Raw genomic sequence first — 17,307 nt, 5'->3', positions numbered from 1 at the left:
GTCGCCCCGGACACGACACCGACCCCGACACCGACCCGCAGCAGCTGCCGAGGAGGCACCATCCCATGAGCACCGGCTGGACCGCCCCCGGGGCCACAGGAGCAGAGGGACCGCAGGAGGGACAGGGCGCCCCCGTCGGCCAGGACCCTCTCGGCGCCGTTCCCGCGGGGACCCCGCGACCGGGAGGCCGGCCCGCGGGGCCCGCCCGCGAGCTCGCCCTGCACCTCCCCCTCTTCCCGCTGCGACCGCTCGGCGTGGGCGAGATCCTCGGCGCCGCCGTCCGGATCTACCGCCTCCGCGCGCGCCCCGTGCTCGTGCTCTCCGCGGCCGTGTTCGGCGTCGCGACGATCCTCACCGGCCTGCTCACCGGCGTGGGGCTCGCGCCGATGGTCGGCGACCTCCGGGCGATCATGCAGGAGTCCTCGACCTCCGCCACGGGCAGCTCCACCGACGTCTTCGGCTCCGTCGGGGACGTGGTCCTCACCGCGGTGAGCTCGGTGGCCACCTCCCTCATCATGCTCGTCGCGACCGCCGTGGTGCTCGCCCCGCTCAGCCGGATCGCGATCGACGCCGCGACGGATCCCTCCCCGGACGCCCCCGTCGACGTGTGGGCCGCGGCCCGGCGCCTCGCCCCGACCGCCGTGCTCACCGCGCTGCTGACGAACGTGCTCCTGGTCCTCGCGATGCTCGTCCCCGCGGTGCTCGGTGCGCTCCCGCTGATCCTCACGGGGAGCGCGGACGCCGTGACCGTGTCCCTGCTGATCGTCGGCCTCGTGATCGGCCTGCTCGCCACGGTGTACGTCTGGGCGCGGACCGTGCTCTCGGTGCCCGCCCTCGCCGTGGAGGGGCTCGGGCCCGTGGCCGCCCTGCGACGCTCCCTGCATCTGACCTCGGGCCGCCGCCAGTGGCGCGTGCTCGGTGTCTCCGTGCTCGTCACCGTGCTGTTCACGATCGCGATCCAGGTCGTCTCCGGCGTCTTCGGGACGATCGGCACGATCGCCTACCTCGCGGTGCTGCTCGCGAGCTCCTTCGAGGCGATCGTCCTCGGGATCACGCTGCTCACGATCGCCACGATGCTCGGCTCCTTCGTCGCCCAGGCGCTCCTGGCCCCCTTCGGCGCCGCGGCCTTCGCCGCGCTCTACGCCGATGTCCGGATGCGCGACGAGGCCTGGGACGTCGAGCTCGCCCGCACGGCCCGTGAGCGCGCCGGACTCGGCGAGCACGGCGGCGCGGGCCAGCTCGGCGGGCACCGGTGACCCCGGAGGAGGCGCGGCGGCGCCTGCACGAGGAGCTCGCCAAGCGCGAGTACGCCGACTCCGAGGGGTTCGTGGCCTGGGTGCTGCACCGCCTCGAGCTGTGGTTCACCGCGCTCATGGACGGCGTCCGCGCGAGCTCCGTGATCCAGGGCTCGCTCGCCGTGCTCTCGGCGCTCGTCCTCGTCGCGGTCGTCGTGCTCGTCCTGCGGCGCACGGGGCTGCTGCGCCGCAGCGCGGGCCTCGCCGTCTCCTCCTCGCTCGTCGCCGAGTCCGCGCTCACCGGGGCCGAGCTCCGGGAGGCCGCCGCCCAGGCCCTCACCGAGCACCGCGCCGACGACGCCACGGTGCTCGCCCTGCGCGCGCTCGTCCGCGACCTCGACGAGCGCACGCTGCTCGAGGCGGACGAGGGCCTCACCGCGCACGAGGCCGCCGCGGTCGCCGCGCGCTTCTTCCCCGACCTCCGCCATCGCCTCGAGCGCGGGGCGGCCGCCTTCGACACCGCCGCCTACTCCTCTCGCAGCGCGCAGCTCAAGGACGGGGAGGACCTGCTGCGGCTCGCCGAGTACGTCGCGCAGTCCGCGCCGGACCTCGACGGGGCCCCCATCCCCTCGCCCGCGGTGACCGCCCCGTGACGGCGCCGACCCTCACCGGCGTGCGCGCGATCCCGCGCTCCCGTGTCCTCCTCACGGCGGCGATCGCGATCGCGCTGATCGCGACGGGCGCCGTGACCGTGCTGCGCGGCTCCTACCGTGACGGCGCGCTCGAGCCGGACGCCCCCACGCCCCAGGGCAGCCGGGCGGTCGTGCGCGTCCTCGAGGACACCGGGACCGCGGTCGGCACCGCCCGCCACACGAGCGACGCCGCCCGGGACCTGCGCGGCGGGGGCACGGTGCTCCTCGCGGACGCCGAGGGCCTCTCCCCCGCCCAGCTCGACCTGCTCGCCTCGTCCCTCGACGCGCCGGGCGCCGGGCACCTGGTCCTCGTGGCACCGGACGCCCTCACCCTCGCCGCGCTCACGGAGGACGTGGAGCCCGCGGGCTCGATCGCCGGGGAGGCGACCGTGGCCGCGGGCGACTGCGGGGGCCTCGCCCACGGGGCCCGCGCCCTCGCCGTGCGCGGCGAGGACGGCGCGCTCGCCGACCAGGGCCGGCTCGGCGCCGCCCGCACCTATGCGGTGCACGGCGACGCCGAGGGCTGCTTCGACGCCGGCGGCGGCTCCCTCCTCGTCTCCGACGGGTCGATCACGGTGCTCGGCGCGGCGGACGTCCTCACCAACGAGGGCATCACCGGGGCCGACGACGCCGCGCTCGCCCTGAACCTGCTCGGCGTGGAGGACACGCTCACCTGGTACGTGCCCTCCGCGACCGATCCTCTCGCCCTCACCGCGCCGTCCCTGCTCACGCACCTGCCGCGCTGGACCGGCCCCGTCGCGCTGTGGCTGATGGCGCTGGTCGTCGTCGCCCTGGTCGCGGCCGGCCGACGGCAGGGACCGGTCGTCGTCGAGCCCCTGCCCGTCACGGCGCGCGGCGAGGAGCTCGTGCTCGGCCGGGCGCGTCTGCTCGAGAGGGCGTCGGAACGGACGGCCGCCGCCTCCGCGCTGCGCGCCGCCGCCGCCGGCCGTCTCGCCGCCCGCCTCGGGCAGCGGCGCGAGACCTCCCTCGACGCGCTGCTCGCCGCGCTCGCCCCGCACACCTCCCTGTCCCCCGACCGCCTGCGGGCGCTGCTCGAGCACCGTCCGGTGACGGACGACCAGCAGCTGCTCCGCCTCGCCCATGACCTCGACGCCCTCGAGAAGGAGATCGACCGATGACCACGCCCGCCCCCGCTCCCGAGCCTCCCCTCGACCGGACGTCCGCGCCCTCCCCCGCCCGCGACGCCCTGCAGGGCCTCGCCGCCGAGATCCACAAGGGGGTCGTCGGCCAGGACGCCGCCGTGACCAGCCTCGTCGTGGCGCTCCTGTGCCGCGGCCACGTGCTGCTCGAGGGCGTCCCCGGCGTCGCCAAGACCCTGCTCGTGCGCTCCCTCGCCGCGGCGCTGGACGTGCGGATGCGGCGCGTCCAGTTCACCCCGGACATGATGCCGGGCGACATCACCGGCTCCCTCGTCTACGACAACGCCACGAGCGACCTCGTCTTCCGTGAGGGCCCGGTCTTCACGAACCTCCTGCTGGCCGACGAGATCAACCGCACGCCCCCGAAGACGCAGTCCGCGCTGCTCGAGGCGATGGAGGAGCGGCAGGTGACGGTCGACGGCGTGCCGCGACCGCTCCCGGACCCGTTCCTCGTCGTCGCGACGCAGAACCCGATCGAGTTCGACGGCACGTACGCCCTGCCCGAGGCGCAGCTGGACCGCTTCCTGCTCAAGGCCGTCATGCCCCTGCCCGAGCGGGAGGACGAGATCGACGTGCTGCGCCGCCACGCGGACGGCTTCGACACGACCGACCTCGCCGCCACGGGCCTGCGGGCCGTGGTCGACGCGGAGGCCCTGCACCGGGCGCAGGCCGACGTCGCCACGGTCGCCGCGGAGGAGCCGGTCGTGCAGTACATCGTCGACGTCTGCCGGGCGACCCGCCGCTCGCCGAGCCTCGCGCTCGGGGTGTCGCCGCGCGGGGCGATCGCGCTGCTGCGCACCTCGCGCGCCTGGGCCTACCTCGCCGGGCGCGACTTCATCACCCCGGACGACGTCAAGACGCTGGCGCCCGCGACCCTCGGGCACCGGGTGCGTCTGACCACGGAGGCCGAGCTCGAGGGGACCCAGGTGGACTCGGTGCTCGCGGCGACCCTCGCCTCGGTCCCGGTGCCGCGGTGAGGATCTCGCCCACCCTGCGCGCCGCACCGGCAGGGCTGCTCGCCCTGCCCGTGCTCGTGCTGTGGCCGTCCTGGGGCACCGTGCTCGCGTGCGCCGCGGTGTGGCTGCTCGTGGTCCTCGGCGACGCGCTCGCGGCCCCCTCCCCCCGCCGGCTGCAGGTGGTGCGCCGCTCCCCCGCCCAGGTGGTGCTGGGCGGGACCGGCACGGGCCGCCTGCTGCTGACGAACCCCGGCCCGCGACGCGCGCGCCTGCAGGTGCGCGACGCCTGGAACCCGACCGCCGGCCTCGACTCCCCGCGCGCGGCGGTCGACGTCCCGGCGCACGAGCGCCGGGAGATCCCCCAGCGCTTCACGCCCACCCGCCGCGGCGAGCACTCCTCGCGCGCGCTCGTGATCGACTCCCGCGGACCGCTCGGCCTCGCGCGGCGCAGCGCACGGATCGACTCCCCGGGCCGGATGCTCGCCCTGCACCCCTTCGGCGCCCGTCGTCACCTGCCCTCGCGCGTGCGGCGCCTGCGGGAGATCGAGGGGCTCGCCGCGGTCCACCAGCGTGGGCAGGGCACCGAGTTCGACTCCCTGCGGGACTTCGTGGACGGCGACGACGTGCGCTCGATCGACTGGCGCGCCACCGCCCGGCGGCGCAGCGTCGTGGTGCGCACCTGGCGCCCCGAGCGCGACCGGCACGTGCTGGTCGTCGTCGACACCTCGCGCACCGGAGCCGTGCGCCTCGGCGAGGGGACCCGCCTGGACGCGGCGTTCGACGCCGCCCTCCTGCTCACCGCGCTCGCGGGCCAGGCCGGCGACCGGGTGGACCTGCTGTGCGTGGACCGCGTGGAGCACCTCTCGGTGATCGGCTCGCGTCGCGGCACCGCCCTGCACGACATGGTCTCCGCGACCGCGCCCGTGCACCCCGCGCTCGTGGAGACCGACTGGGAGCTCGCCGCGGCGCGGATCCGCGAGCGCACCCGCCGCGGCTCCCTCGTCGTCCTGCTCACCCCGGTGGACGCGACGACCGTCCACGGGGCCCTGCTCCCGGTCGCGGCGCGGCTCGCCGCCGATCATCCGGTGGTGATCGGCTCCGTCTCCGATCCCGCCCTCGACGAGCTCGCCGCGGGCCGCGAGGACGTCCCCGCGCTGTACGCCGCGGCCTCCGCGGAGACCGCCCGCGCCCGGGCGGCGGGCACCGCGCGGGCCCTCGAGCGCACGGGCGTGCACGTCGTGGATGCCCCGCCGGAGCGCGCGCCGCAGGCCCTCGCCGACGCCTATCTCGCTCTCAAGGCCGCCGGCCGGCTCTGAGCCTCCGCGCGTCGCTGCTCAGCCGGCGACCGCGACGCGGGCGCCCACGAGCTCCTCGGAGAGGTCGCCGCGGGCACCGGCGCGGTGGGCGCGACGTCCCAGCACCAGCATGTAGGCGAGGAAGGCGATCCACACGATCGCCCCGATCCCGAGGCGCACCGGCGCGGGCAGCGCGCTCGGCGTCACGAAGCCCTCGACGAGGCCCGAGACCAGCAGCACCGGCACGAGCCCGATCGCGACCGTCACGAGCGCCCGCGAGGTGCGTGCGAGCGCCCAGCCCCGCGGGAGCGCACCCGGGCGCACCCACGCCCAGAAGGTGCGCAGGCCGGCGCCCGCGCCGACCATGAGCGCCGTGATCTCGAGCAGCCCGTGCGGGAGCAGGTAGACGAAGAAGGTGGGCAGGCCGCCGTAGGCCCCCATCACCCCGGCGGAGAGGCCGACGTTCAGCCCGTTCTGGAGGAGCATGAGCACCGGCCACACCCCGGTCACCCCGAGCACGACGGCCTGCACGGTGATCCACGCGTTGTTGGTCCACACCTGGGCGGCGAAGCCCGAGGCCTGACCCTGGAAGTAGTACGCGACGAAGTCGTGCTCGACGAGCTCCTCCTGCGCCTCCTGCGGGAGCACGAGGTCCCGGGCCGAGGCGTCGAGGCCGAACCACAGCCCGGTGGCTACGGTGGCGAGGAGGAAGATCCCCGTCGCGAGCGCCGCGGCGCGCCGGGAGGAGTACAGGGCGGCCGGGAGGTCCACGAGCAGGAAGCCGCGCAGCTGCGCCCAGGTGCCGATCCGCACGCCGGTGATCCGCAGCCGGGCCCGGTGCAGCAGCAGCGAGAGCTCCGCGGTGAGGGACGGGTCCGGCGTCGTCGAGCGCACCACCGAGAGGTGGGTCGCGGTCTCCTGGTAGAGCGCGACGAGCTCGTCGATCTCCTCCGCGTCGAGGCGGCGGAGGGAGGTCAGCTCGCGCAGCCGCTCCCACTGCGGGCGGTGCACGGCGATGACGGCGTCGATGTCCACCGGCCCAGACTAGGACCGCGCCGGCGCCGCCGAGGCCGACGAAAGTCGCATGCGCCCCGGCCGGAGGCCGACGCTCGATGCGTGCCCGGCGCCGCCCCGCCTGCCAGGATGGGGCGCATGGTCACCTCGGGGGCCGCCCCGGCGGCGGCGAGCACGCGCGATGCGCTCATCACGGGTGAGGCGGTGCTGCTGGACCTGCGGCCCGCCTCCTTCGCCGTGCGGATGCTCTCGGGCGCGATCGACGGCGCCGTCCAGCTGCTGCTGCTCATCGGCGGGTCGGTCGCCATGGCCTGGGCGGCCACGGCGCTGTCCGTGGACGCGGGACTCGCGACCGCCGCCCTGCTGGCCACCGCGGTGAGCGCCTACGTGGGCTATCCGCTGCTGTGCGAGACGCTGGGGCGCGGCCGCTCCCTGGGGCGGCTCGTGGTGGGCACCCGGGTGGTGCGGGACGACGGCGGCCCGCTGCACGTGCGCCAGAGCCTCCTGCGCGCGGTGTGCGCGATGCTCGAGATCTGGGCGACGGCAGGCGCCCTGGCCCTGACCTGCTCGGTCATCGATCGTCGCTCCCGCCGGCTCGGGGACATGATGGCCGGCACCCTCGTCCTCCAGGAGCGCATGCGCCACCGGAGCCCGGAGCCGCTGCCCCTGCCGGCGGCGCTCGAGCCGTGGGCGCGCGCGGCGGACCTCGGGCGCCTGCCCGCGCCGCTCGTCCAGGAGATCCGCTCCTTCCTCCCGCGGGCGGAGCGGATCCATCCGGAGTCCCGGCGCGCCCTGGCGCGGGACCTCGTCCAGCGGACGCTGCCGCACGTCGCGCCGGCGCCGCCCCCCGGGACGGACCAGGAGGCGTTCCTCGCCGCGGTCGTCGCCGAGCGCGCCTCCCGGGACGAGGCCCGGAGGCGCCGCTCGGACGCGCGCCGGCGCGAGCTCACCGCGGAGCTGCGGGCCCTGCCCTTCAGCCGCTGACGACTCGGGGGTCAGGCGCCGTCAGGGGCCTCGGCGCGACCGGCGATGAGGACGGGGATCCCGCCCTCGACCGCGTGCACGCGGCCGCAGGCCTCGCAGCGCAGCCCCGCGGTCGCGTCCTGCAGCGAGCCGCCGCAGTCCGGGCACCGGAGCACGGCACGCACCCAGGAGGGCACGTCGACACCGCTCGCCCCGGCGGGCAGCGAGCTGCCCGCCCCGGCACCTGCAGCATCACCGGCATCGGCATCGGTGATGATCGCGAGGACCTCGTCGCGGACGGACTCCATCAGGGTGGCCTCCTCGGCCTCGACGTTCAGGCGCAGCAGCGGCTCGGTGTTCGAGGAGCGCAGGGACAGCCACCAGCGCTCCGCGGCGGGCACGTCCTCGCCCCAGTGGGTGAGGGTGAGCCCGTCGAGGTCGTCGGCCTCCACCCCGGGACGCGCGCCGAGCGCCGCACGCACGCGCTCGCGCGCCGCCGAGGGGTCGGCGACGGTCGTGTTGAGCTCTCCGCTCGCGGCGTAGGGCTGATGCTCCGCGACGAGCGCGGAGAGCGGGCCGTCGGACTCCTCGAGCGCGGCGAGCACGTGCAGCGCGGCGAGCAGGCCCGAGTCCGCGAAGAAGAAGTCCCGGAAGTAGTAGTGCGCCGAGTGCTCCCCGCCGAAGACGGCGCTCCGCTCCGCCATGATCGCCTTGATCAGCGAGTGGCCGACGGGCGAGCGCACGGCCTCGCCGCCCGCGGCGGCGATCACCTCGGCGACGTGGCGCGAGGAGACGAGGTTCGCGACGACCACGGGCCGCTCCTCCCCCGCGGCGCGGGCGCGAGCGATCTCGCGGCCGGCGATGAGCGCGGTGACGGCGGAGGGGTCCACCGGGCGCCCCTGCTCGTCGAGGACGACGCAGCGGTCGGCGTCGCCGTCGAAGGCGAGGCCCAGATCCGCGCCCGCGGCGAGGACGGCGTCGCGGAGGTCCACGAGGTTCGCGGGGTCCAGCGGGTTCGCGGGATGGTGGGGGAAGGTGCCGTCGAGACCGAAGTGCAGCGGCACGACGTCCAGGTGCTCGAGCGTCCCGAGCACGGCCGGGACGGTGAGGGAGGCCATGGCGTCCGCCGCGTCGACGACCACGCGCAGGCGCCGGCGGCCGCCGAGCGGGACCAGGCGGTGCAGCAGCGCCGTGTAGTCCTCGAGCGTGTCGAGCGGCGCGCGGCGGCCGCCCTCCCGCTCGGGGATCACGCCTGCGGCGAGGTAGGCCTCGGCGCCGCGGCGCACGTCCTCGAGACCGGTCTCGCGGCTGATCGCGCGCGCCCCGGCCCGGGTGAGCTTGAGCCCGTTGTCCGGGGCGGGGTTGTGGCTCGCGGTGACCATGACGCCCGCGGCGTCGTGCTGGCCGGAGGCGCAGTACAGCTGGTCCGTCGAGGACAGCCCGGCCTCCGCGACCGTCGATCCGCGGCGCGCGGCGCCCTCGGCGACGGCGGCGGCGAGGGCCGGCGAGGAGACGCGCATGTCGTGGGCGACGATGATCGGCGCCGCGTCGAGGAGGTCCGCGAAGGCCGCCCCGAGGGCGCGCGCGATCTCCTCGGTGAGCTCGGTCCCGGCCACCCCGCGGACGTCGTACTTCTTGACGATGCCGCTGAGGTCCACGGCCTGCTGCTCAGTCATCGGTGCTCCTCACGACATGGAGATGGCGCCCGGCCTCGGCGGCGGGGCGGTCGGCGACGCGCCCTGCCCGACCGGCGCGGTCGGGGCGGGCGGCGGGATCGGTGCGGTCCGCGGGACCGGGGACGCCCGGGACCTCGCGCGCGGGGCGGAGGGCGTCGGCGAGGGCGACGAGCTCGTCGGGCACCTCGTGGCCGCCCTCGACGCGCAGCAGCTCCCAGCCGCGCGGGGCGGTGGTGCGGGAGGCGTGCTCGGCGCAGAGGTCGTAGGTGTGCGGCTCGCTGTGCCGCGAGAGCGGGCCCAGCACCGCCGTGGAATCCGCGTAGACGAAGGTGAGCGTGCTCACCGCTGGTCGCGAGCAGGCGGTCCGGGAGCATTCACGTGCAGGCACGCCCCGGATTCTACGCAGGCGCGCGGGGTCGCAGGCCGAATCGCCCGCCCGGTCCGGGGTGTCGTGCGGCACCCCGCCCGGGGCCGGAGCGCGCAGGAGGGAGGGCTAGAGTGCCGCCCATGGACAGGGACCTCGCCGCACGCGCCGTGCCCGATCCGCGCTCCGCGCCCCGGCGGCGGGACCGCCACGGACGGGGCTTCCGCCGGGACCTGATCCCCGCGCACCTGCCCGGCCACCGCAGCCGCCGCGAGCGCTTCGACGACCTCGTCGCGGACTCCGTCGCCACGGTCGCCGAGCGCTTCCCGCGCCGGCTCGCCCACCTCCAGGTCATGGTCGAGGAGGTCCCGCCGGAGGACCCGGCGCCGTGGGAGGACGCCCCCGTCGTGCTGGGCCGTGCGCTGCCCGCGACCCGGGAGCACCCGCCGCGGGTCGTGCTCTACCGTCGGCCCGTCGCGACCCGCTGCACGGGGGACGAGGAGCTCGAGGCGCTCGTGCGCCAGGTGGTCTCCGAGCAGATCGGCTCGCTGCTGGGCATGGCCGCGGAGGACGTCGACCCGGAGGCCTGGGAGGACTGAGGGGCCGGCGAGGTCCGGGGACCTGCTCCCGGGAGGAGGAGGGTCAGCCCTCGACCCGGATGCTCGTGCCCTCGCCGGTCGCGGCGCTCGGCACGACGGTCACCGCGGAGTGGAGCACGCCGCCCGCGCCGTCCTGCTCCCGCTGCATCCAGGCGGCGCGGACCGCCCCGGGCTGGTCCGGCACGACCACCACGGCCACCGGCTGGGCCCCGCCCGCGCGCAGCGACGGATCGGCGACGACGGTCGAGGTGTCGGCGGCGAGCTCCCGCACGATCGGCTCGGAGGTGGTGGCGTCCGCCGCGACCGTGATGAGCGTGCAGGTGGTGTCCGCCTCCGCCGCGAGGGTGAGCCAGCCGTGGCCCCCGCCGGGCGGGAGCGCCACGATCCCGCTGCTCGTGAGCGAGGGCGCCGGCACGAGCACGGCGAGGTCGACGGGGGCGCCGAGGGTGCTGCCGGCGAGATCCGCCCCCGCGATCGGGGAGCGGACGGCGGCGCAGATCGCGGCGTCCGCGCGCACCCGCACCGTGACGGCGCCGTCGGGGAGGGACTCCAGGGCGAGGGTGGTCACGGACTCCCCCGTCACCGGGACCTCGCCCGGGGAGCCCTCGTCGATCACGCCGTCGGGTCCGAGCACCTCGACCTGCGCGGTCGTGTCCTGGGCGCGGAGGTTCGCGAGCACGAGCGTGGGGGCCGTGCCCGCCACCTCGACGCCGGGGATGACGAGATCGCGGTCCGGCGCGGCGATCGGCGTGAGGATCTCGACGCCGCCCGGGGTGAGGCCGCTGCGCTCGGAGAGCTGGAGGTGCATGGCCAGGGGCGAGCCCTGCACGGCGACCTCGAGGGCGAGGGCCTCCTGGTCCGGGACGATCGACTCGAGGAGCACGGACTGCTCCTCGCCGGGAGCGACGACCACCTGGCTGCGCCCGGACATGGCGGCGGGGCCGTCCGGCGTCCAGACCTGGAGCGCGGCGGTCGCGGGGCGCGAGGAGGGGTTGCGGAGCACGAGCTGCGCGCTCGAGCCGGCGGTCGTCGTGAGGCCGAGGAAGATCCCCTCGGTGCTCGGCGGGAGCGCGCGGGTGAGCGCGAGCGAGCGGTAGTCGCCGCTCGGGGTGAGGGTCGACTGGACGGCGTCGGCCACGGGTCGGTCGTCCTCGGCGGTCGCCGCGCCGAGCCGGGCGGTCCCCTCGACCGCGGAGGCGCCGAGCACGGTGTTGCCGATCGCCCCGGCGGTCACCGTGGCGTCCAGGGCGTCACCCTCAGAGTCCTCGGTGTCCTCGAGCGTGAGCGCGGGGGCGCTCGCCTCCCCCTGCTCGTCGCGCCGGGTCTCGGAGCCGCTCACCCGGCCGAACAGCAGGGACGAGTCCGTCTCGAGGGCGATCGCGCCCACGGCGACGGCCGTCGAGGGCGGCGTGACGGCGAGGTCGGCGTCGGTCGCGGTGTCGAGCACCTCGTCGGGCACCTGCACCGGTCCGGGGACCAGGAGGGTCAGCAGCCCGGGGCGGGCGGTCGTCGCGGCGCGCTCCGCCTCCGGGGCGACGCGCGGGGGCAGCTCGACGACGGCGGCCGCGGCGGCCGCGAGCGGGAGCAGCGCGCCGAGCGCGAGCAGGGGGCGGCGGCGGGTCCCGCCGGCGGCGTCCTGCCCCGCCCCGGTGCGCGGGGTCCCGGCCCCGCCGTCGTCGGCGGCGTCGGCGCCCTCCCCGGGGCGGGGCGCCCCGCCCTCGGGGAGGACGTCGGCGAGCTCGTCGCGGTCACGGCTGTCAGGCATGGAGCTCCTCCGCACTGCGGGTCCGGGCGCGCCAGGGGATCGCGATGAGGGCGGTCAGGCCCGTGCCGGCGTACAGCAGCCCCTGCCACAGCGGCCGCCAGGGCGTCGAGCGTCCCACCTCGAGGTCGCCCTCGGCGCCCGCGGGGAGGACGAAGCCCTGGGACCAGCCGTCGACGAGGGTCGGCTCGAGGCGCTCCCCGTCGAGGGTCGCCGTCCAGCCGGTGTCGTAGCGCTCGGCGAGGACGACCGTGCGCTCGGCGGGGGCGGCGGCGACCGTGCCCCGCGCGTCGACGACGGTGCTCGCGAGGGGGGTCGCGTCGTCCGCGGAGCGCACGACGGCGCGGGCCGGGGCGTCGACCACGCGCCAGAGCCCGCCGGTCGCGGAGACGGTCACCTTCTCGAGAGCGGGAGAGGAGTCGAGGGCGGCGACGAGATCCGTCTGCGCGGCGGGGTCCCCGGGGACCAGCACGTAGGACACGGCCGGGGAGGCGGCGGACTCGTCGGTCGCGCCGGCCTCCCCCGAGACCAGGCCGGAGACCCAGGTCCGCAGAGCGGTCGAGCCGGGATCCGCGCCGAGCTGCTCCCCGGCGGCCACGGTCGCGATGTCGCGCGCGTCCGCGACGCCCGCCCGCTGCAGCGCGCTGTCCCCGCCGTGCACGACCAGACCGGCGCTCACGGCGCCGTCCTCGTCCTGCGAGAGGGTCAGCACCCGGGTGCGGGCGTCGGTGAGGCCCTGGTCCGCGGCGGCGGCGGGCACCTCGGCGGCCTCCGTGCGCTCGACCTCGAGCAGGCCCGGCAGCAGCACCGTCCAGCCGGCGACGGTGACGAGGCAGACGGCGGCGACGCCCGCGGCGAGCACGGTGGTGAGCGTGCGGCGCGCCCCGGAGACCGTCGCGTCACGGCGTGCGAGGGCGTCGAAGGAGGCGGCCGCGCCCACGGACAGCGCGAGCAGGAGCACCGAGAGCAGCGGCAGGAGCTCCGCCGTCACGACCCGGTCGCCGTCCACGGCGACCGCGACGGAGCGGGCGATCTGGCCCGCCGCGAGCACCGCGGCGGCCAGCAGCAGGGAGAACCGGCCGGCGCGGCCCGCGGGCCCCGCGAGGAACGGGGCGACGAGCGCGCCGAGCACCACGGGCACGAGCGGCAGCAGGGGCAGCAGCGGGAGGAAGGCCGCCGCCGCAGGCCCCGTGAGGCCGGCGAGCGGCGCGAGGGCGCTGCGCACGGCGTCGACGTCCGGCAGTCCCGGGCCGGTCGCGGGCATGCCGCCCACGGCGAGCAGCGTGCGCGGCGCATCCACGTACACGCCCAGGTAGGGCAGGTGCAGGGCGAGGGACGGCACGAGCACCCACAGCAGCCGCCAGCGGCGACCGCGCACCGCGGGCGCCAGCAGGGCGAGCCCGAGCGCCGCGACGAGGACCAGCACCGGCTGGACCGCACCGATGACGAGCAGCAGCAGGCCCGCGGCCGCCGCCGCGGAGACGCTCGCCTGCGAGATCTTGTGGGGCAGCCCGATCGCCCGTCCCACGGGGAGGGCGAGCAGCGGGAGCAGGGCGTGCACGAGCAGCAGCGGCCAGGCGCCCGCGACCAGCCCCGTGAGCAGGACCGGGGCGAGCGCCCAGGCGACGGTCAGGGCGAGCCGGGCACCGATCGCCCGGGTGATCGCCCCGGCGGCCCACCAGGCCGCGAGCGCGGCGACGGGCACGGAGGCGAAGACGATCGCCTCGACGAGCAGGTCGCCGTCCACGGGGAGGTGGCCGAGCAGCCGGACGAGCGGATCGGCGGGACCGCGGGTGCCGAGACCGCCGGGGATCCAGCTGGACCAGGCCGCCTCCCACGTCGCGCGCCAGTCCGCGGGGAGCGCCAGCAGGCCGGGCCCGCGGAGCTCGCCGCGACCGAACAGCGCCCGCAGCGAGACGAGACCGAGCACCACGGAGGAGAGCGCCACGACGGCGGTCCAGACGACGTGCCGGCCGTAGTCCGCATCGTCGATGCCGTGGCGCGTGCCGGCGATCCCCCAGGTGGTGCGGCGGATGCGGCGGGTGCGGTCGTCGTCCGCGAAGAGCCGGTTCCAGACGTCGGCGGCCGTGCGGCGCAGGCTCTCGCCGAGCGGCAGGTAGAGCGGGGCGAGACGACCGCGGGGCACACGGGCCCGGCGCCGGGCCCGCATCCCGCGACGCAGGACCCCGGGCGCGCGGCGCATCGCCGATGCCCAGGCCCGCAGCTCCACCGGGAGCCGGCGCGGCTGGACGGCGGCGACGTCCCCCGCCATCCGCAGCAGCGTGATCAGCGGCAGGAGCACGAGCAGCAGCACGGCCGCCGGGAGCGGGCGGTGCTTGAGCTGGACGAGGATCCGGCCCGTCCGCTGCTCCTGGAGGCGCTCGAGGAAGGGTGCGCTCGGCGCAGGGACCTCCGTCCGGGCGGCGGGCTGGACGACGACCCGCTCCCCCGCGCGCCAGACCCGCTGGCACAGGTCGATCTCCGCCCAGGGGGCGGGCAGCACGGGGTCGAGTCCGCCGAGCTCGCGCAGGGTCCGCTCGCGCACGAGCATGCCGGAGAGGGCGACCGCGAGGACGTCGTGGCGCCAGTCCGACTGCCCCTGGTCGATCTCGCCCGGGTCGACGCCCGTGACGATGCGGCCGGTGCGGGAGAGGCTGAGGCCGACGTCCACGAGGGTCGCCGCACGGGCGAAGCGGCCCTCCCCGGGGGTGTCCTCGTGGCGCACGCGCTTGGTGCCCACGACCGCGGTGGACGGGGAGCGGGTGAGCAGCGCGAGCTGCTGCTCGAGCGCGTCGGCGGAGGGGACCGAGCCGTCCTCGACGATCCACAGCCAGTCGTCGCGACCGGCGGCGGCGGCACGGCGCCCGCCGCGTCGTCGGCGTCGGCGGAGCCGCTCGGGGACGCGGGCGAGATCCTCCGCCTCCTGGGTGCGCCGTCGCTCGAGCTCGTCGACGTCGACGTCGGCCGCCCGGCGGCCGGCCGACGGGGCGCCCCGGCCGTCGGCGTCCTGCTCCTCGGACGGGTGGGCGCCGTCGGCGTCCCCGGCGCCGCCCTCGGCGACATCGGGGCCCGTGGGGGTGAGCGTGTCGAGGAGGTCGAGCGCCTCGCGCAGGGCCCCCGCGCGTCCCACCCCGGCGGAGGTGGTGAGCAGGTGGTCGGCGCCGGCGGCACCCTCGAGGGCGGTGAGCACCTCGGGGTCCAGCGCGGCGGGCGCGACCGCCACGAGGAGATCGGCGGGGGTCGTCTGATCGCGCACGGCCTGCACGGCGGCGCGGGAGGAGTCGACGGACGACGTCCCGGACAGCAGGACGACGGCGGTGATGCGGCGCGAGGTCACCTGGACAGGATGTCAGACCGCCCGGCGCTTGAGCTTGCGCCGCTCACGCTCGGACAGTCCGCCCCAGATGCCGAAGCGCTCGTCGTTCTCCAGCGCGTACTCGAGGCACTCGGAGCGCACCTCGCACGAGACGCACACCTTCTTCGCCTCGCGGGTGGATCCGCCCTTCTCCGGGAAGAAGGCCTCGGGATCCGTCTGCGCGCACAGGGCGCGCTCGTGCCACGTCAGCTCCTCCTCGGCCTCGGTCGGCGCATGATCCAGCAGGGTCAGCTCGACACGCCCGTCGGGTTCGACCTGGTCGTCCATCACCGGCCGCTCCTTCCTCTCGAGGGTCACCCCAGTGGCCTGGTCCGCCCCTAAAATACACCCGTGTAACTCTCCCCCGTCAAGCGGGCGGCGCCCGCCGAGGTCGCCGTCACCCCGCTGGCGAGCACCTCGTGCCCACCGTCCGTCGGCCACCCGCCGGCCCCGATCGGAGACCCCGCCGATGACCCAGCCCCGCCCCACGACCCGCCCCGTCGAGCCCGGCCACGTCGAGATCGTCCCCGTCCCCCACCTGCCCGAGGTCACGGCCGGCGACGACCTCGTCGCCCTGCTCGCCCCCGCCCTGCGCACGGCCGGGCTCCGCGACGGCGACGTCGTCTGCGTGTCCACGAAGATCGTCTCCAAGTCCCTCGGCCTCACCGTCGAGCCCGCCGACCGCGACGCCGCGATCGAGCGGGCCGCCGTGCGCACCGTCGCCCGGCGCCTGCACACCCTGCGCGTCACCTCGATCGTCGAGATCCCCTCCGGTCCGGTCATGGCGGCCGCCGGGGTGGACGGCTCGAACGCCCCCGGGGGGCCGCTGCTGCTGCCCGAGGATCCCGACGCCTGCGCCCGCGCGCTGCGGGAGGGACTCGTCGCCGCCCTCGGCGTCGAGCTCGGCGTGCTGCTGACCGACACCTCCTCGCGGGTCTGGCGGGTGGGCGTGGGGGACGTCGCCCTCGGCGCCGCGGGCGTCGCCTCCCTCCAGGACCTCCGCGGGGAGGCCGACGACACCGGTCGCACGCTCCACGTCACCGTCCGCGACCTGGCCGACGAGCTCGCCGCCGCCGCGGACCTCGTCAAGGGCAAGGCGAGCCGCGTGCCCGTCGCGATCGTGCGCGGGGTCGCCGGTGCCGTCGTCGCGGACCCCCGCGACGAGGTGCCCGCCGCCCGCCTCGCCCGCACCGGCGGCGACGACTGGTTCCGCCGGCCGAGCCTCGAATCCGTCTGGCAGTCCCTCGGCCTCGCCCTCGAGGACGAGCCCGTGGCCCGCATGTCCCCCGAGCCCGACGACGAGCGCATCGACCGCGCCCTCGCCGTCGCCGCCCTCCCCCGCCGCGGAGCCGCCCCGCTCGCCGCCCGCGCCGAGCGCACGGCCCCCGACCGCATCGACGTGCGCCCCACCTCCCCCGGGACCGCGGGACTCCTCGACGCCGCCACCCTCGGCGAGCGGGTGCGGACGGCGCTGGCCGCCGAGGAGATCGCCGTCCCGCTCCCCCCTCTGCACGTGAGAATCCACGAGGAGACCGCATGACCACCGCCCCGTCCCTGCGCCGCGGCACCGAGCTGCTCGCCGCCCTCGAGTCCCTCGGCCCCCGCCCCGCTCTCGCCTGGCACGAGGAGGGCGGGCGCATCGAGCTGTCCGGCCACGTCCTCGCGAACTGGGTGACCAAGGCGATCGGCCACCTCGACGCGGAGGTCGCCCTGCAGAGCGGTGACCTGCTCGTGCTCGACCTCCCGCCCCACTGGAAGCGGCTCGTGCTCGCCCTCGCCGGCTGGTCGCTCGGCGCCCGGGTCGAGATCCTCCCGACGGGGGCCGACGACGTGCCCGATGACGGAATCCGCGTGCTCGCCACCGACCGTCCCGGCTCGGACCTCGCCGACGACGCCGAGGAGGTGCTCGCCCTCGCCGCCGTCTCCCTCGCCCCGCGCTTCGCGGGCGAGCTGCCGCCGCTCGTGCACGACTGGGCGCAGGAGGTGCGCGCGCACCCCGACCGCCTCGCCGCCGCCCTGCCCGCCTGGTCCGGCCCGCAGCCCGGGGGCGATCACGAGGGAGTCCCGCGGCTGCTCGTCCCCGGTGACGGCCTCGGCCAGGTCGGGGCCGCCCTCGGGGCATGGCTCGCCGGGGGCGGGATCGTCGGCCCCGCCGAGGACCTCGACGAGCGGGCCATGGCCGACGAGGCGGTCACGGGCCGCGCATGACGGAGCCGGGCCCGCCCGGGGAGATCCC

15 protein-coding genes are annotated in these 17,307 nt (G+C 77.0%); 9 read left to right on the top strand and 6 right to left on the bottom strand.

The genetic code is table 11. The annotated features are described in order from the left end of the window. The first annotated feature begins 65 nt into the window (after nucleotides 1-65). The 5 genes from NLU66_RS09330 to NLU66_RS09310 are packed head-to-tail and all read left to right on the top strand — an operon-like array spanning nucleotide 66 to nucleotide 5,359. Nucleotides 66-1,256, top strand: coding sequence for a glycerophosphoryl diester phosphodiesterase membrane domain-containing protein (locus NLU66_RS09330; protein ID WP_259359444.1), 1,191 nt, complete (start codon nucleotides 66-68; stop codon nucleotides 1,254-1,256). Beyond that, nucleotides 1,253-1,888, top strand: coding sequence for a DUF4129 domain-containing protein (locus tag NLU66_RS09325; protein WP_259359443.1), 636 nt, complete (start codon nucleotides 1,253-1,255; stop codon nucleotides 1,886-1,888). The genes NLU66_RS09330 and NLU66_RS09325 overlap by 4 nt, the downstream gene beginning before the upstream one ends. After that, nucleotides 1,885-3,066 (top strand): DUF4350 domain-containing protein, encoded by a 1,182-nt coding sequence (locus NLU66_RS09320; RefSeq protein ID WP_259359442.1) that lies wholly within the window; start codon nucleotides 1,885-1,887, stop codon nucleotides 3,064-3,066. Before NLU66_RS09325 ends, NLU66_RS09320 begins: the two co-directional genes overlap by 4 nt. Continuing rightward, nucleotides 3,063-4,064: an AAA family ATPase gene (locus NLU66_RS09315; protein ID WP_259359441.1), complete on the top strand. Its 1,002-nt coding sequence runs from the start codon at nucleotides 3,063-3,065 to the stop codon at nucleotides 4,062-4,064. Before NLU66_RS09320 ends, NLU66_RS09315 begins: the two co-directional genes overlap by 4 nt. After that, nucleotides 4,061-5,359 carry a DUF58 domain-containing protein gene (locus NLU66_RS09310; RefSeq protein ID WP_259359440.1) on the top strand — a complete coding sequence of 433 codons (1,299 nt, stop codon included), beginning with the start codon at nucleotides 4,061-4,063 and terminating at the stop codon, nucleotides 5,357-5,359. Before NLU66_RS09315 ends, NLU66_RS09310 begins: the two co-directional genes overlap by 4 nt. Nucleotides 5,360-5,377: 18 nt before the next feature. Here NLU66_RS09310 and NLU66_RS09305 read toward each other — a convergent pair whose 3' ends face one another. Continuing rightward, nucleotides 5,378-6,373, bottom strand: a complete 996-nt coding sequence (locus tag NLU66_RS09305) for a stage II sporulation protein M (protein WP_259359439.1) — start codon at nucleotides 6,371-6,373, stop codon at nucleotides 5,378-5,380. A 117-nt stretch (nucleotides 6,374-6,490) separates the two neighbouring features. Here NLU66_RS09305 and NLU66_RS09300 point away from each other — a divergent pair, with 117 nt between their 5' ends. Then, nucleotides 6,491-7,336, top strand: a complete 846-nt coding sequence (locus NLU66_RS09300; protein WP_259359438.1) for an RDD family protein — start codon at nucleotides 6,491-6,493, stop codon at nucleotides 7,334-7,336. An 11-nt stretch (nucleotides 7,337-7,347) separates the two neighbouring features. Here NLU66_RS09300 and NLU66_RS09295 read toward each other — a convergent pair whose 3' ends face one another. Further along, nucleotides 7,348-8,991: a phosphomannomutase/phosphoglucomutase gene (locus NLU66_RS09295; protein WP_259359437.1), complete on the bottom strand. Its 1,644-nt coding sequence runs from the start codon at nucleotides 8,989-8,991 to the stop codon at nucleotides 7,348-7,350. Beyond that, nucleotides 8,984-9,334 carry a DUF3499 domain-containing protein gene (locus tag NLU66_RS09290; RefSeq protein ID WP_259359436.1) on the bottom strand — a complete coding sequence of 117 codons (351 nt, stop codon included), beginning with the start codon at nucleotides 9,332-9,334 and terminating at the stop codon, nucleotides 8,984-8,986. Before NLU66_RS09290 ends, NLU66_RS09295 begins: the two co-directional genes overlap by 8 nt. A gap of 164 nt (nucleotides 9,335-9,498) precedes the next feature. Between NLU66_RS09290 and NLU66_RS09285 the strand changes: the two genes are divergently transcribed. Next, on the top strand, nucleotides 9,499-9,954 hold the full coding sequence (locus NLU66_RS09285) for a metallopeptidase family protein (RefSeq protein WP_259359435.1): 456 nt from the start codon (nucleotides 9,499-9,501) through the stop codon (nucleotides 9,952-9,954). A 43-nt stretch (nucleotides 9,955-9,997) separates the two neighbouring features. Here NLU66_RS09285 and NLU66_RS09280 read toward each other — a convergent pair whose 3' ends face one another. The 3 genes from NLU66_RS09280 to NLU66_RS09270 are packed head-to-tail and all read right to left on the bottom strand — an operon-like array spanning nucleotide 9,998 to nucleotide 15,359. After that, nucleotides 9,998-11,719 carry a DUF5719 family protein gene (locus tag NLU66_RS09280; RefSeq protein ID WP_259359434.1) on the bottom strand — a complete coding sequence of 574 codons (1,722 nt, stop codon included), beginning with the start codon at nucleotides 11,717-11,719 and terminating at the stop codon, nucleotides 9,998-10,000. Continuing rightward, entirely contained in the window at nucleotides 11,712-15,053 is a 3,342-nt protein-coding gene (locus tag NLU66_RS09275) for a glycosyltransferase (protein WP_259359433.1), read from the bottom strand. Before NLU66_RS09275 ends, NLU66_RS09280 begins: the two co-directional genes overlap by 8 nt. A 12-nt stretch (nucleotides 15,054-15,065) precedes the next feature. Next, nucleotides 15,066-15,359, bottom strand: a complete 294-nt coding sequence (locus tag NLU66_RS09270) for a WhiB family transcriptional regulator (protein WP_137770368.1) — start codon at nucleotides 15,357-15,359, stop codon at nucleotides 15,066-15,068. 181 nt (nucleotides 15,360-15,540) lie between these two features. Here NLU66_RS09270 and NLU66_RS09265 point away from each other — a divergent pair, with 181 nt between their 5' ends. Further along, the gene (locus tag NLU66_RS09265) at nucleotides 15,541-16,611 is read left to right on the top strand and encodes a coenzyme F420-0:L-glutamate ligase (protein WP_259359432.1); all 1,071 of its coding nucleotides are present in this window, start codon (nucleotides 15,541-15,543) and stop codon (nucleotides 16,609-16,611) included. Beyond that, nucleotides 16,608-17,279 (top strand): TIGR03089 family protein, encoded by a 672-nt coding sequence (locus NLU66_RS09260; RefSeq protein WP_259359431.1) that lies wholly within the window; start codon nucleotides 16,608-16,610, stop codon nucleotides 17,277-17,279. Before NLU66_RS09265 ends, NLU66_RS09260 begins: the two co-directional genes overlap by 4 nt. Nucleotides 17,280-17,307: the final 28 nt, after the last annotated feature.

Source organism: Brachybacterium sp. NBEC-018 (assembly GCF_024860185.1).
Lineage (GTDB): Bacteria > Actinomycetota > Actinomycetes > Actinomycetales > Dermabacteraceae > Brachybacterium > Brachybacterium rhamnosum.
This window is presented reverse-complemented; position numbering and strand designations above follow the sequence as displayed.